Source organism: Microbulbifer aestuariivivens, assembly GCF_039545115.1.
GTDB classification, from domain to species: domain Bacteria; phylum Pseudomonadota; class Gammaproteobacteria; order Pseudomonadales; family Cellvibrionaceae; genus Microbulbifer; species Microbulbifer aestuariivivens.
Map to the genome: position 1 here is coordinate 42556 of NZ_BAABRT010000014.1, position 14312 is coordinate 56867.

The 14312-nt window shown below is 59.3% G+C and carries 11 protein-coding genes; 3 read left to right on the forward strand and 8 right to left on the reverse strand.

All coding sequences use genetic code 11. The features are described 5' to 3' along the window. Positions 1-155: 155 nt before the first annotated feature. On the forward strand, positions 156-1433 hold the full coding sequence (locus ABEA58_RS09690) for an OprO/OprP family phosphate-selective porin (RefSeq protein WP_345551016.1): 1278 nt from the start codon (positions 156-158) through the stop codon (positions 1431-1433). Between the two features lie 216 nt (positions 1434-1649). Here the strand turns inward: ABEA58_RS09690 and ABEA58_RS09695 are convergent, their stop codons facing one another. Continuing rightward, positions 1650-5204 (reverse strand): indolepyruvate ferredoxin oxidoreductase family protein, encoded by a 3555-nt coding sequence (locus tag ABEA58_RS09695; RefSeq protein WP_345551018.1) that lies wholly within the window; start codon positions 5202-5204, stop codon positions 1650-1652. A 291-nt stretch (positions 5205-5495) separates the two neighbouring features. Between ABEA58_RS09695 and ABEA58_RS09700 the strand changes: the two genes are divergently transcribed. After that, positions 5496-5966 (forward strand): Lrp/AsnC family transcriptional regulator, encoded by a 471-nt coding sequence (locus tag ABEA58_RS09700; protein WP_345551020.1) that lies wholly within the window; start codon positions 5496-5498, stop codon positions 5964-5966. Between the two features lie 317 nt (positions 5967-6283). Here ABEA58_RS09700 and ABEA58_RS09705 read toward each other — a convergent pair whose 3' ends face one another. Together ABEA58_RS09705 and ABEA58_RS09710 are read right to left on the reverse strand one after the other, a co-directional pair. After that, the gene (locus ABEA58_RS09705; RefSeq protein WP_345551021.1) at positions 6284-6799 is read right to left on the reverse strand and encodes a shikimate kinase; all 516 of its coding nucleotides are present in this window, start codon (positions 6797-6799) and stop codon (positions 6284-6286) included. A gap of 107 nt (positions 6800-6906) precedes the next feature. Next, entirely contained in the window at positions 6907-7629 is a 723-nt protein-coding gene (locus ABEA58_RS09710; protein ID WP_345551023.1) for an acyltransferase, read from the reverse strand. A gap of 150 nt (positions 7630-7779) precedes the next feature. On the opposite strand from ABEA58_RS09710, the gene ABEA58_RS09715 reads away from it, so the two are divergent. Continuing rightward, positions 7780-8397, forward strand: a complete 618-nt coding sequence (locus tag ABEA58_RS09715; RefSeq protein WP_345551025.1) for a class I SAM-dependent methyltransferase — start codon at positions 7780-7782, stop codon at positions 8395-8397. On the opposite strand, the gene ABEA58_RS09720 is transcribed toward ABEA58_RS09715, so the two are convergent. The 5 genes from ABEA58_RS09720 to ABEA58_RS09740 form a co-directional block, all read right to left on the reverse strand. Next, positions 8326-9435, reverse strand: a complete 1110-nt coding sequence (locus tag ABEA58_RS09720; RefSeq protein ID WP_345551027.1) for a prenyltransferase/squalene oxidase repeat-containing protein — start codon at positions 9433-9435, stop codon at positions 8326-8328. The genes ABEA58_RS09715 and ABEA58_RS09720 overlap by 72 nt on opposite strands. Beyond that, positions 9432-10181 (reverse strand): class I SAM-dependent methyltransferase, encoded by a 750-nt coding sequence (locus ABEA58_RS09725; protein WP_345551028.1) that lies wholly within the window; start codon positions 10179-10181, stop codon positions 9432-9434. Before ABEA58_RS09725 ends, ABEA58_RS09720 begins: the two co-directional genes overlap by 4 nt. Then, positions 10181-11518, reverse strand: a complete 1338-nt coding sequence (locus ABEA58_RS09730; RefSeq protein ID WP_345551029.1) for a glycosyltransferase family 4 protein — start codon at positions 11516-11518, stop codon at positions 10181-10183. Before ABEA58_RS09730 ends, ABEA58_RS09725 begins: the two co-directional genes overlap by 1 nt. 186 nt (positions 11519-11704) lie before the next feature. Further along, positions 11705-12556 carry an OmpW/AlkL family protein gene (locus ABEA58_RS09735; RefSeq protein WP_345551030.1) on the reverse strand — a complete coding sequence of 284 codons (852 nt, stop codon included), beginning with the start codon at positions 12554-12556 and terminating at the stop codon, positions 11705-11707. Between the two features lie 327 nt (positions 12557-12883). Beyond that, positions 12884-14269, reverse strand: a complete 1386-nt coding sequence (locus ABEA58_RS09740; protein WP_345551031.1) for a glutamine synthetase family protein — start codon at positions 14267-14269, stop codon at positions 12884-12886. Positions 14270-14312: the final 43 nt, after the last annotated feature.

Genomic DNA, 14312 nt, shown 5'->3' on the forward strand with positions numbered 1-14312 from the left:
ACTGCCAGTGTTCCGCAGGAAGCGGAGTACGCTCACCGGTTGAGTCAACCCCGAGTGGTAGGACCTGTGGTTCTGGGGAATGGGTGCTGGGCAATGGGTGTCTGGTAAGGGATACCGGGCAATAGATACCGGGTAATGGATACAAGGAGGTATCTGTGAGGACTGCTTATCGAGCGGGGGCGCTTCTGGTCTCCGCCCTCAGCGCTTCTGCCTGGGGTGACGAGGCCAAGACCAAGGGCGGTCTTGAGATTGTCTCCGATGACGGCAACTTCTCCGCGGAGCTGGGCGGCCGAATTCATTTCGATACCTACCTGTTCGATCCCGATATCGCCGACCCGATCAGCACCACGGAATTCCGCCGTGCGCGGATTACCCTGCAGGGTCAGGCCTACGACTTCGAATACAAACTGGAGCAGGACTTTGCCGCCGGGGACACCCTAGCGGGCCTTCGCGAAGCCTGGATCGGCCATGATTTTTACGCGGGCAAAATCCGCATCGGTCAGTTCAAGCCTCCCCGGGGCATGGCGGAACTGACCAGCTCGAACGAAATCCTGATGCTGGAGCGCCCCTTTACCACCGCAACTGGTCTCTTTGACGGCAGACAGTTCCAGCAGGGGATTGGCTGGAATCATTACTGGGACTGTTACACCGCCGGTGTAATGGCTTTCAACCTGCGCAACGCCGATATGCCCCGCAATGAAGGCGTCGGGGCAGCCGGCCGGTTTACCTTAGCACCAATCAATGACGCGCTCAGCACGGTACACTTCGGCTTCTCCTACAGCTACGAGAATACCAACCGCGGGTCTGAGCCTTTAGAGGCCAATGCGAATTACGCCGGTCGCCGTGGCCCCAGCCAGCTGATCGCACTGACCCCGGGGGATGAAGCCTATTTTTTCGGCGAATTTGGTCAGGAGAAGTTTTTCCTCGGCGACCAGGGCGGCTCGGTGGGCATAGCGGGCCTCGAACTGGCCGGCACCTGGGGGCCACTCTATGCGCAGATGGAGTATGCCTATGGTGATTACGAGGGTGGTTATTTCATCTCGGAGCCCTACTTCGAAGACCTTTTCGACGCGCCGCCGACGCTTGCATGCACCCTGGAGTTCGGTTGCAACATCAAGGATCAGGATGTCCACGCCTGGTATATCCAGGGCAGCTGGATGATCACCGGCGAGCACAAACCCTACAACAGCAAGGCGGGCGTATTTAAATCCGCCAAACCTAAAAACCCCTGGGGCGCATGGGAGCTTACCGCCCGCTACGGTTCCATAAAAAATGACGAGATCCGCAAGCTTGAAGCAGACAGCTGGATTGTGGGAATCAATTACTACCACAGCCCGAAGGTGCGCTTTATGCTGAACCTGCGCTTCGGTCATGACGACTTTACTGGCGACAGCACCGACCAGCTGGGTATTCGCGCACAGATGAGCTGGTAGCCCTCAGCTCCACTCGTACTTGCTGGCGGCACTTTTCATCAGCTGCCATCACCTTTCATCATTACAGCAACGCATAATCGCGGTTTATCACGGCATAAAAAAACGGGGCTAAACGCCCCGTTTCTTGTGCCTGCTTTCTGTCCACTGCCTATCTGCGTTTTCTTTCGGTGATTTCTCTACGTTTTCTGTCCGGCTGCTTTCCGCGCTGGAGGGGATTTAACCCACCTGCTGGGCAGTGGCTGGATCAAATATCTCCACCCTGCCGAGGCCGCTATCGCCACCGCTTGTGGGGTTTTCAAACTGCTGCAATGCAGCGTCACGCAGGCTATGCGCCCTGGCCAGACTCGCCTCCTTCACCGGGCCATAGCCACGAATCAGGTCCGGGTAGCCCAGCAGCTCGACGGCGGCGGCGTGATTGTCGGCGTTGAGGCCTCCAAGGACACGATCCACCAGCACTTCATACTCGCCAATCAAGCGGCGCTCCATTTTTCGCTCAGCTGTGTAGCTAAAAGGATCCAGGGGAGTAGCGCGCAGCGCCTTGAGTTTGGCCAGCAGGCCGAAGGCTCTCAACATCCAGCCACCAAATCGCAGCTTGCGCGGGCGTCCGAGAGCCCGGTCAACGCGCGCCAGCAAGGGCGGAGCCAGATGAAACTCCAGGGTGTAATCCCCAGCGAACGTCTCCCGCAGCTGCTGCGTAAAACGCCCGTCGCTATACAGCCGTGCCACTTCGTACTCATCCTTGTAGGCCAGCAGTTTGGCATAGTTGCGCGCGACCACTTCCGCCAGAGCCTCACTGCCCGGCACCTTGATGATCTCCGCAGCTTTCACCCGATCCACCAGCGACCGGTAGCGAGAGACAAGGGCCTCGTTCTGATAACCGCGCAAATGGGCTGAGCGGTGGGCAAGCACCGCTTCCAGCCCTTGCGGCAGCTGCTGTCCGGGCTCTTCGGCGCGCAGCATACGGTCGAGCCTTGCGCGGTTGCCGGCAGCGAGACGGCCGGCGGCAAAGCCCTGCAGGTTCGCCTCCACCGCCACGCCATTGAGTTCGATGGCCTGTAATAGGGATTCCTCCTGCAGTGGCAGCAGCCCCATTTGCCAGGCGAACCCCAACATAAAGATATTGGCAGCCAGGGTATCGCCCAGTGCCGCGCTCGTAAGCCGGTGCGCGTCAACCGTCTCCATATCGCGCACAGCGTCAAGGATGGTGTCCAGCACCGCCTGTGGCGAGTGGCTGTCCTCGCGGCCGAGCACCGAAGCCGCTGTGGGGCTCAGATGTGTGTTCACCGCCGCCCGGCTGTGAGTCTCGTCCAGCTTGGCCAGACAGGCCGGCAGATTGCCGGCGGCAATCAGATCGCAGGCCAGCAGCGCATCCGCGCGGCCATCGGAAATGCGAACCGCCTGCAACGCTTCAGGCCGTTCGGCAAAACGCACATGGGAATAAACCGCCCCGCCCTTCTGGGCCAGTCCAGTCTGGTCCAGGGTGCTGCAGGCCCTCCCCTCGATGTGGGCGGCCATGGCCAGCAGCGCGCCAATTGTCACCACGCCGGTACCACCAACCCCGGTGACCAGCAGGTTGAAGGGCTGCGCAATTCCCGGCAGCTGCGGGCGATCCAGCTTTGCCGCTTCCGTCCGCAGCACATCGCCGACACCGGCGCGCTTGTTCAGCCGCCCCCCTTTCACGGTGACAAAAGACGGGCAAAAACCGTTCAGGCAGGACATATCCTGATTGCACACTGTCTGGTTGATCCTGCGCTTGTCACCCAGCGCGGTCTCCACTTTTTCCACCGCGATACAGCTCGACTGCTTGACACAGTCCCCACAGCCTTCGCAGATGCGCTCATTGATAAATGGTCTACCCTCGGCTTTGGGCAGCAACCCGCGCTTGCGCTTTCTGCGCAATTCGGTGGCACAGGTCTGGTCATAAATAATCACGCTACAACCCGGCACCTGGCGCAACTCTTCCATCACCCGCGACATTTCATCGCGGTGGCGGATCTGCACCTCACGGGGGAAAGACAGGGCACCGCGATACTTGTCCTTGTCATCCATTACCAACACCACCTTCTGCGCCCCCTCGGCGAGCACCTGGCGGCAGATCATATCCGGCTGCAGCTCCCCGTCGTGGGGCTGTCCACCGGTCATGGCAACGGCATCGTTGAACAGAATCTTGTAGGTGATATTCACCTTGGCGGCGATGGCGGCGCGAATGGCGAGAATTCCGGAATGGAAATAGGTGCCATCACCCAAATTGACGAATACGTGTCGCTCACTGGTGAAGGGCGCCTGCCCAACCCAGCTCACTCCCTCCCCTCCCATCTGGGTGAAGGTGTAGGTCTCCCGGTCCAGCCACTGGGCCATATAGTGGCAACCGATGCCGGCGAGGGCACGGCTGCCCTCGGGCACCTTGGTGGAACGGTTGTGGGGGCAGCCGGCGCAGAACATCGGCAGGCGTGAGACGCTGGAATCCGTCTGACGGGCAATACGCTCCGCCAGTGCATTGAGGCGCGCCAACCGATGGCCAGCGCGCTCACTGAGCCTGTCACCCAGCAGCCGGCCCAACACCCGGGCCACCACCGCCGGCGACAGCTCGCCGTACACGGGCATCAGGGGGCGGTCATTTTCGTCGACTTTGCCGAGGATGCGCGGGAAATGGGGATCTTTCAGGTGGATGTTGTACAGTTCTTCTTTGAGCTGCACCTCCATCAGGCTGCGCTTCTCCTCCAGCACCAGCAACTGGTCCAGACCACGGGCAAACTCCTGAATGCCCGGTACATCCAGCGGATAGGTCATACCCACCTTGAGGATACGGATACCGAGGTCGCGTGCCTGCTGCTCGTCGATGCCCATATCTTCCAGGGCCTGCATCAGGTCCAGATGGGCCTTGCCGGTACTGACAATGCCGAGCTTCGCCTGCGGATTGCCCAGCACCACCCTGTTCAGATGGTTGGCACGGGCAAAAGCCAGCGCAGCGGGCCTCTTGTAGCGCCACAGGCGCTCTTCCTGCTCCAGCGGGTTGTCCTGCTTGCGAATATTCAGACCGCCCTCGGGTCGCTCTATCTGCGGATAGCTGAACTGCACGCGGTCCGGGTCCACCTCCACGGTGCAGGCACTGTCCATGTTTTCCGCCAGGGTGATCATGGCCACCCAGCAGCCGCTGAAGCGCGACAGCTCCAAGCCGTAGTGGCCGTAATCCAGCACCTCCTGCACGGTCGCCGGGTTCAGCACCGGGATATGCATATCGACGAAGGCGAACTCGGACTGCCCGGGGTAAGAGGACGACTTACAACCGTGGTCATCACCGGCAATGATCAGGGCGCCCCCCTTGGGGGAGGAGCCGGCGGCGTTGGCATGGCGGAAGGCGTCGCCAGAGCGATCCACGCCGGGGGTTTTGCCATACCAGATGCCGCAGACACCATCGACGCGAGCGCCATCAAACAGGCCAACCTGCTGGGAGCCCCAGACGGCGGTGGCGGCCAGCTCTTCATTAACGCCGGGCTGAAAGCGGATATTGAGCGCATCGAGGTGTTTCTGTGCCCGCCTGAGCTGCTGGTCGTAACCGCCGAGCGGGGAGCCGCGGTAACCGGAAATGAAAGTGGCGGTGTTCAGGCCGCGGGCGCGATCCATACGCATCTGATCGATAGGCAGGCGAACCAGCGCCTGAATACCCGACAGCAGCACCCGCCCCTTTAGGGTGGTGTAACGGTCATCCAGGGAGATGGGCTTCCTGCGCGGAGCCTCGCTCTGCTGCGCACTGTGCACGTCTTCACTCATATACCTGCTTCCAGTTATTTCCCCAGCTCGATGATGCTCGGGCGAGCGTCGTGACTCGTCCGGTTTTCCCGCCGGGCCTGGGGCGGCTCGCTTTCAGTGATGGGAGTTTTAGCTTTGACTGGACGTTGACTGTGACACCGCTTTGCCCCCAAGGGGCAGGCGCGCCAGCGACGGGCCGGTCAATTCATACTAGATGCTTGAGGGCAACCGAGCATTGCTTTATTTACACAATAGCGCGTAAAATTGTGACAACTATCTCGATCAGAACGAAGAATGTAGGATGGGAGTTTTATGAAGCGTTCGACAGACCTGGACGATTTTGACCGCAAGATTCTGCGAGCGCTGCAGGAGAACGCCGATTATTCCATGGCGGAACTCGGAGACAAAGTGGGTCTTTCCCACACGCCGTGCTGGCGCCGTATTAAACGCCTCGAAGCAGAGGGTATCATCCGCGGCCGAGTGACTCTACTTGATGCGCAAAAACTCGACCTCGGCGTCACGGTTCACTGCTATGTGACCATCCACAACCATGACGAGGAATCGCTGAACAATTTTGAATCCGCAGTACAGGGCGTTCAGGAAGTGGTGGAATGCTATTCCACCAGTGGCGACAAAGACTACCTGCTGCGTGTGGTGGTGGACAGTGTGGCGCATTACGAGCAACTGCTGAAGCGCACCCTGGTGCACCTGCCAAATGTGGCCTCGGTAAATTCCACCTTTGCCCTTAAACAGGTCAAGTACACCACTCAGCTGCCACTGTAACTGGCGGCAGGGTGACCGGCGGCGGTTCTGGCTTCACTCCGAATAATAAAGGGGGGCAGGATCACCGCCAGCTCGCTGACGATAATGGCCATAGTCACGCCTCAAGCGGCTCTCATAACCGCGTTTCATACATAACCGCCACATAACCGCGCCCCATAAGGCTGCCTATCCCCCCATATCAGCGCAACCCACAAGCCTTGCTCGCCAGCACCATGGTGATAGCTATGCCGATGCGGCCGAATTTTCTGAATCAATCCTCTTTTTTTGCAGCGACGGCACAACTTTCTTGCAGACGTTTATCAGGCCTGCGTTTCCCTTCAAGCCTGCCTATCACTCAAGGCTGCTAACACGGCTTGCAGAACTTCCTGTAAATCGCGGCCATCGCAGTCGATGGTGATATCCGCATACTTGCGGTACAGCGCCTGTCGCTCTGCAAACAGGTCGGCAAAGGACTGCCCTGGGGCCTTGGCGATGCCACGGCTTTCATAGTTATGGATGCGCCGGCGCAGCTCTTCAGCGGAACAGCTCAGAAACACAATAGCGCCGAAACGCCGCAGGTTGGCCATGCCCTCCTCGCTGTACACGGCACTGCCGCCTGTGGCGATCACATAGCCGGGCAGGTCGGCCTCGGCGATCACCTCCCCCTCGATACGCCGCAGGTTCAGGTAATCACTCTCGTTCATGATTTCCTGCAGGGTCTTGCCCTCCCGCGACTGAATCAGAACGTCGGTATCCACAAAGTCCAGTGCCAGCTCTTTGGCCAGCAACACACCCACCGTGCTCTTACCGGCACCGGGCATTCCAATCAGAACGACACTTTGATTGCTCTTCATCGACTTTTACCGCTTTTTTACCACTATTTTCACGACGGTTATTCACCATAAACAAAACTGGCTGTGCTGGCCTGGCCTGGCCTGGCCTGGCCATGATGGGACTTTTCTCAGTCCCCCCGGCGTGGAAAAAACACCGAGCGCAGCCATCCGAGCAGTGAGTTGCCCTCCAGCAGCATTCGATCCAGACCGTCCATATTACGGCTCTGACGGAATGCATCGGCAAATAGCGCCTCGCGGGTGATCATGCGGCGGCCGGGATTGATGGACTTTATCTCCCTGGCCGGATTACCCGCCACGACCGTATTCGCGGGCACACTCTTGGTGACGACACTGCCGGCACCTACCACCGAGTTATCGCCAATCGTCACTCCCTTACAGATAATCGCGCTGTCCCCAATCCACACATTGTTTCCCAGTGTAACGGGGGCTGTACAGCGAAACGGGCGGGTACGATTGTACAGGCCATGCCAGTCAGAGTCAGAGATATACACATTGGCGGCAATCATACAGGCATCACCAATGGTGATTGCTTCCGCAGCGGAAATACGTACTCCGGGCGAGATCAGCACGTAATCACCGATGGAAATCAATGCATCGCCGCCCCTGTGACCCAGTGTGGTCAGCCGTATGCAGTTATCCGGCGTGGAAATCAGGTGCGGATAATTGCCAACGCGAATGTGGCGACCAAACAGCTTCACCGAACCCGGGTCCATAATCTCCGGCTCACATCCGATGGCATCAAATTCTGGCAACAGAAAATGTTGCACTCGCCAGTAGCGCAGGCGCAGCTGTAAACGCTTGAGCCAGTAGGGCCGATGGTCTTTGCGCATTCAGAAAAACTCCGGGAGGCTTTGCAGGGGCAGATTCAATTGCGGGCAGTATTTATACAGACAGAGGTACACACCGATATACAGACACAATTGCTTTTGCCAAACCGGCGGTTTACTGTTGCCGCAAGTTTGCCAACATTTCGAATTTTCATGTCTATTCAACTTCCCGTCGATATCGACACCGTCAAAGGTTTTCTCGCCGCCAGCGAGGGCGAAGCTCTCTTCCACCTCGCCAGCGGATGCGCAGCGCTGGGCGCCTGCCTGGAGGTCGGCAGCTATTGCGGCAAGTCCTCCATTTATCTCGGCACCGCCTGCCGCGAAACCGATAACATTCTTTTTGCCGTGGATCATCATCGCGGCTCAGAGGAGCATCAGCCCGGAGAGGAGTACCACGATCCGGCCCTGTTCGACAGCAGCGCTCACCTGATGGACAGCTTCCGCACCTTTCGGGCAAATATGCGCGCTGCGGAACTGGAGGAGTGCGTGGTTCCGGTAGTAGCACCTTCAGCGGTTGCCGCACGGCGCTGGAATACGCCCCTGGGCCTGGTCTTTATCGATGGCGGCCACTCCCGCGAGGCCGCCCTCACAGACTACCGCTGCTGGGCGCGGCATATCGTGCCCGGCGGCTTTCTCGCCATTCACGATATTTTCCCCGATCCCGCCGACGGCGGTCAGGCCCCGCATGAGATTTACCAGCTAGCCCTGGCCTCCGGCCAGTTCGAGCTCGTGGAGATGGTCGACACGCTCGGCATTCTGCGCAGGCTCTGACCGCTCGCCGGGTCTGGTAAACAGCCCGCTGGCGGGGGTCAGACCCGCCAGTGCATCCGCTGCCAGCAGCATCGCGCCCACGGTCCAGGTGGTTTTTTCCTCAGGCCAGATGGCGCGGTCGGGATAGACATAGCCAGTCCAGTAACCGCCGTCATTGTCGGCCCAGCGGTGCAGACCCCGGTAAAGGCTCGCGGCACGCTCTCTGTCACCGGCGGCCAGCAGGGCCATGGTCAGCTCGCAGGACTCCGCCACGGTCACCCAGGGCTCATCGCTGACGCAGCGGCAGCCCAGTTCCGGCACGACAAATTCATTCCAGCGCGCATTCAAGCGCAGGCGGGCTTCCTCGACGCTGAATACGCCGGTGAGCACCGGGTAGAACCAGTCCATGGAGTAGCGGGCCTTACTCTCCCATGTGCGGTCAAAGCGGTAGGGCTTGCTCCTGAGCGCTTCGCCCAGCCTCTGCCTCGCCTGGCGCCACGCCGGGCGCGGCCGGCCAAGTGTCTCAGCCACCTGCAGCGCGCACTCGAGACTCTTGAAAACCGAGGAGCACCCCGTCACCAGGGCATCCTTCATCGGCGCACCGTCCACATCGACAGCCCAGTGAATCTCGCCCTCCTCCGTCTGCAGCCGCACAACAAATTCAATAGCGGCCTCGACAGTGGGCCATAGAGAAGCAAGAAAATCCCGGTTCGAGGAAATCAGGTAGTGGTGCCATACACCGGTAGCCACATAAGCGACAAAGTTCGTTTCGCGACGCTCGCGATCCTGTTCAGCACCATCGCGGTATGCCGCCCACCAGCTGCCATCCGCCAGCTGGTTGTCCGCCAGCCAGCGATAGGCCCGCTCTGCCGCCTCCCACTCGCCGGCAATGCTCAACCCCATCGCCGCTTCAACATGGTCCCAGGGGTCTGCATGATGCCCCCTGAACCAGGGGATCAGGCCATCGGCATACTGCTGGGAAAGAATGTATTCCGCGCTGGTGCGCAGAAAATGCTCAGGATACAGAGGTGCCGCCGCTGCGGCCGTGGAATCGGTCACGCCGCTGCCTCCAGCGGGGACAGGGTTTCCGGCTGCAAGGCTGCCGGCTTGACGAAATACATCACGGTGCTCTTGCCCAGAAGCGGGTTCAGCAGCCTCTCCAGCCAGCGGGTCACAAGGGGTTTCTGCATCAGATCCCATACCAGCAGGCGGTGATATGCCTTGAGCAGGCGCGAATCCGGACGCTGCCAGAGCAGGCACTTGAGCCACCAGTAAGGTGCATGCAAGGCATGCGCCCGGTGACGGGCATAGCGGCGATGACCCAGAGATTCGATGCTGCGGCGCAATTGCCGCTCGCGGAAAATTCTCACATGCCCACCCTCTACCTGGTGGTATTCATCGCTGAGCTGCCAGCACACCCACTCCGGGAAATAGCTCGGCACACTGGCGGCAAAAATACCCGCGGGTTTCAGCACCCGGTCGATTTCCGCCAGAACCGCTGGATAATCATCGATATGCTCAAGCACTTCGGAGCAAATCACCACATCGAAGCTACTGTCGGCAAAAGGCAACGACAGGCCATTGGCGACACTGAGCAGCAGACGACCGGGCACCTGGTCACTTTCGGCAAAAGGCTTTGCGCGCTGCCCAGCCGTGCTCACATCCTTGAAGCTCAAATCAACACCGAACACATCGACGGCATCGCTCAGCCACAGATGTATGGAATGGCGCCCTTCTCCGCAGCCGAGATCAAGTACCCGCTGCCCGGGCTGGAGGCGCAAACGATGCGGATCAATGGTAATCATCAGGCGGCCTCCACGCTGTCTATGGATCTCGGCGCTGGCTGCTCTTCAACAGATACCGCGGGCTGGCCGAGCAGTTCCCGGTAATATCTGACGAGCCGATCTGCGGCCAGCTTCCAGGAAAAATGCTGCAGGATTCTGGCCCTCGCCCGCTCCCCAAGGCTAGCCCGCAACTGCGGATTCTCCAGCAGGGTTTGCAGGGCCCCGGCCAGCGCCTGGCTGTCGCCTGCAGGCACGATAATGCCCGCATCGCCAACCACTTCGGGAAGTGCGCCGCCGTCACTGGAAACCACCGGCACGCCACAGGCCATGGCCTCACCGGCAGGCAGACCGAAGCCCTCGTAGAGCGATGGGCAGGCCACCACCGCAGCCTCGGCGTAGTAATTCACCATTTCCTCGTTGGAAATACCGCTGACAAAACGAACGCAATCCTGCAGCCGCAGAGCCTGCAGGAGTCGCTCCGTATCCCCACCCTGATTAAGCCGGCCCACCACCAACAGCTCCAGCTGTGGAAAGACGTCACGGAGCTGTGCCACCGCCTCGAGCAGAAAGCGCAGCCCCTTGAGAGGCTGATCAGCAGATGCCGTTGTCATAATGCGAAACGGCTGCTTTTCGATTTCGGGACGGGGGCAGAAAATCGTCGTATCAATGCCGTTGTGCACCAGCGTGATCCGCTCCGGCGCCACGCCAAACTGCTGCACAATATCCCTGCGCGACTGCTCGGAAACTGTGACGATATTTCGCAGGCGGCGCGCCACACGAATCTGCATGCGTAGAAAGCTGTGCCAACGGCGCACCAGCAGACGGTAACCCCAGTCCGGTGCAGCATCCAGCGCCAGCTGTCGATCGCGGGTTATGGGATGGTGAATCGTGACAACCACCGGCAGCCCCTGACGCTCAATCTCCAGCAGGCCGTAGGCCAGGCATTGATTGTCATGCACGATGTCATAACGACCGGGATGACTGCGCAGGTATTTCGCCACCCGCCGACCGAAGGTGTAGGGTTCCGCGAACCCGCCGGTGAGTTTGCTCCACCATTCAAAAAAATCCGCCCAAGAAAGCAAATGGCGCCAGCGCAGTGCCCTGGCGGGATGTTCGCATTCGAACAGGTTCAGGCCCGGCATCTTGATCAGCTTGACCCGCGCATCCAGCTGAGGATAGGGCTGGCCCGAAATAACATCCACCTGATGGCCGGCTTCGACGAGCGCTTTACTCAGGTAATGCAGATAGACACCCTGCCCACCACAGTAGGGATGACTGCGATAACCGAGCAGGCAAATACGCAAGGATCGAGATTCGTTGGCGGTGGGACCGTCGGCAAAATTCCCCAAGGCGGTCATGGCTTCCCCGTGTCGTTACTATTCTGCATTGGCGGGTAAAAAGGCCAAGAATACACTGGCGCGGCAATGACTGCTAGGCGAAAACTTTCCGCCATATGTGGCAATACCTTTTATTAGCGGTTATTGCCGGGCAAAAAAAAGCGAGGGCACAAAGTGCGCCCTCGCTCTTGTGTCACTCAGAAAGTGCTAGAAATTAAATTTGTAACCGATCCCAAGATTGAAAGACCAGGCATCGAGGTCCAATCCAGAATCCCGAATCCGCACCGAGCTGATTACCGGCTCGCCAAACTCAGGGAGATCTGTACGCACATCATAACCAATGAAAAATTCCGGCGAAGAATCCAGATACATGGCAGAGGCATTGACGATCCAGTTGCTTTCCCTGCCAAGGACAACATCGACACCCACCTGGGCAGCCCAGCTCAAGTCACTGCCAAAGCCAATCTTGCCGGCGCCCCAGCGGTTGTTCGTATTGTAAACCGGGCGAATAAAGTCCTCGGAGATATCGGTGTACACGACCCCAAGCCCCACATAGGGCTGCCAGAGGCACGTGGTATCCAGAAAATACCAGTCCAGAAACAGCTTGGTGTAATTGGTATCGAAGTCACCCAGGTCCTGAGTGAATTCACCTTCGTAGCTAAGAGAGGGCGCACTGGCTTTCGAATAGAGCGAGCCGGAAAAGCTGACATCATCGGCGTAGTGAAGCTCAACCGCCCAGTGGTCCATAAAGACATAAGTGGCACTAACGAACCAGCTGGTATCGTCATCCAGGTCCAGATGGGTGGTCAAATCCAGCGGGACCTCTTCAACTTGGTCAGAGGAGGGGTCATCGGCAAAACTGGAGGTGACATTCCTAATCGCATGGTCACCTGGGTCTACGTAGGCTGCCCCCACGCGTACCGCAAAAGTCCCTGCGCCCCAGACGGGCGGCGTTGGCTGCACAACCGGGTAACCAGAGGGGCCCGCCAGCGCAGACTGTGCGGCGAGGCCGGCAAAACCCGCCACGGCCATGGGAATGAGGAGAGGCTTGAATCTCATGGGTAACTCCTTGTAACGCTAAATCGCTCCTTCGCCGCAGTCGCGGTTACTTCAGTATAGGCAGGCTTTTTTGAAATCAAGCAAGGCTTGTCTAAGGAAGGCAGGCAACAAGGGAATAAAACTCTGTCAGAAAATTCCGGGCAAAAAAATGCCCGCCAGTTGGCGGGCCAGATTTCTCGAACACACTTTCAGGAGGAGAGTCATAAGCGCCTTAGCGCTTACCATTAGGTATAGCAGAGTATCCCATCCCGCTGACCTTGGTGACGTGACAAACCTCAAATCAGGCATTTTTTACCCGTTTTACGGGCAACCCTGCTGTCCGTGCAATCACACTCGATGCAGGTAACTCTGGTACTCCACATCGGTGACGCGCGAGGCAATCTCCAGCAGCTCCTGCCGCTTCAACAGCAAAAACAGCTCAATAAAGCGTGGGTCCAGATACTTCTGCCAGATCGGGCTCTGCTCAAAGCGTTTGAGCGCACCACTCCAGGTGTTAATCAACTGCTCGCTTTCCACCTGATAGGCATCACCGGAAACAGGGTCGGGCGCCTCCAAGCGGTTTTCCAGACCATAGCAGACACCGCTCAGAATCGCCGCCAGCACCAGGTAGGGGTTTACATCCGCACCGGCGATGCGATGCTCGATGCGCCGCGCCTGCGGCGGGCTGGCCGGCACCCTCAAGGTGGTAGTGCGGTTGTCATAGCCCCAGCAAAGGTTCAGGGGAGCGTGCGAGCTTTCCTGGAAGCGGCGGTAGGAGTTGGAGTGCGGGGCGAAAAACGCCATCGCGTCGTTGGCCGTCGCCAGCATGCCGGCCGCCGCCTGCCGCAACAGCTCGGACCCCTCGTCGGAGCCGTCGTTGAAGACATTGTTACCCCCGGCGTCCACCAGGCTCATGTGCACGTGCATGCCATTACCCGCCTGATCACCGAAGGGCTTGGCCATGGTGCTGACCCGCAGACCGTGGCTGCGCGCAATCCCCTTGAGCAGGTGCTTGAAGAGCAGCGTTTGATCCGCCACTTTCACGGGATCATCGCAGTGCAGGAGGTTGATCTCGAACTGCCCCGGCGCACACTCGGAAAGAATGGAATCCGCCGGGACACCCAGAGCCTCACAGGCCGCCCGCACATCGGCAAAGAAATCGCGCTGGGCATCCAGCTCGGACAGGTCGTAGACATCGGTGGAGGGCACCAGTTCGGCGTCATTGTCACTGACCGGACGCGGGCGCGCGAGGTGATCCGCGTCTTCCCGCAGCAGGTAGAATTCCAGCTCGGTGGCCACCACGGCGCGGTACCCCAGCCCCTCCAGACGCTTGACTACACGCTGCAGCTGGGTTCTCGGATCAGCGTACAGCGGGGTGCCGTCGGCCTCCATGAGCTGCATATGCAATTGCGCGGTCTTGTCCCGATGCCAGGGCGCCAGAGCCAGCGGCGATACCGGCATACAGACCCCATCACTGTCGCCACTGGCGAATACCAGCGGGCTGTTCTCGATATCGCGCCCCCAGACATCGAGACTGACCGCGCTGCGGGGCATCTGCAGGCCGCCACCCAGCAGCTTCTCTGCCGAGTCCGCCGGCAGCCATTTACCACGGGGGATGCCGTTGATATCGAACACGAAACCCTCGACCCATTTGAGATCGGGGTTTTCTTCCAGAAAAGTGCGCGATGTGCTCAGCACTTCCGGAGACGGGGAAAACTTTTCTTCTGATGACATAAATTGCCCGGGTTTTTTATCGTTGCCAGAACGCAATGCGGGC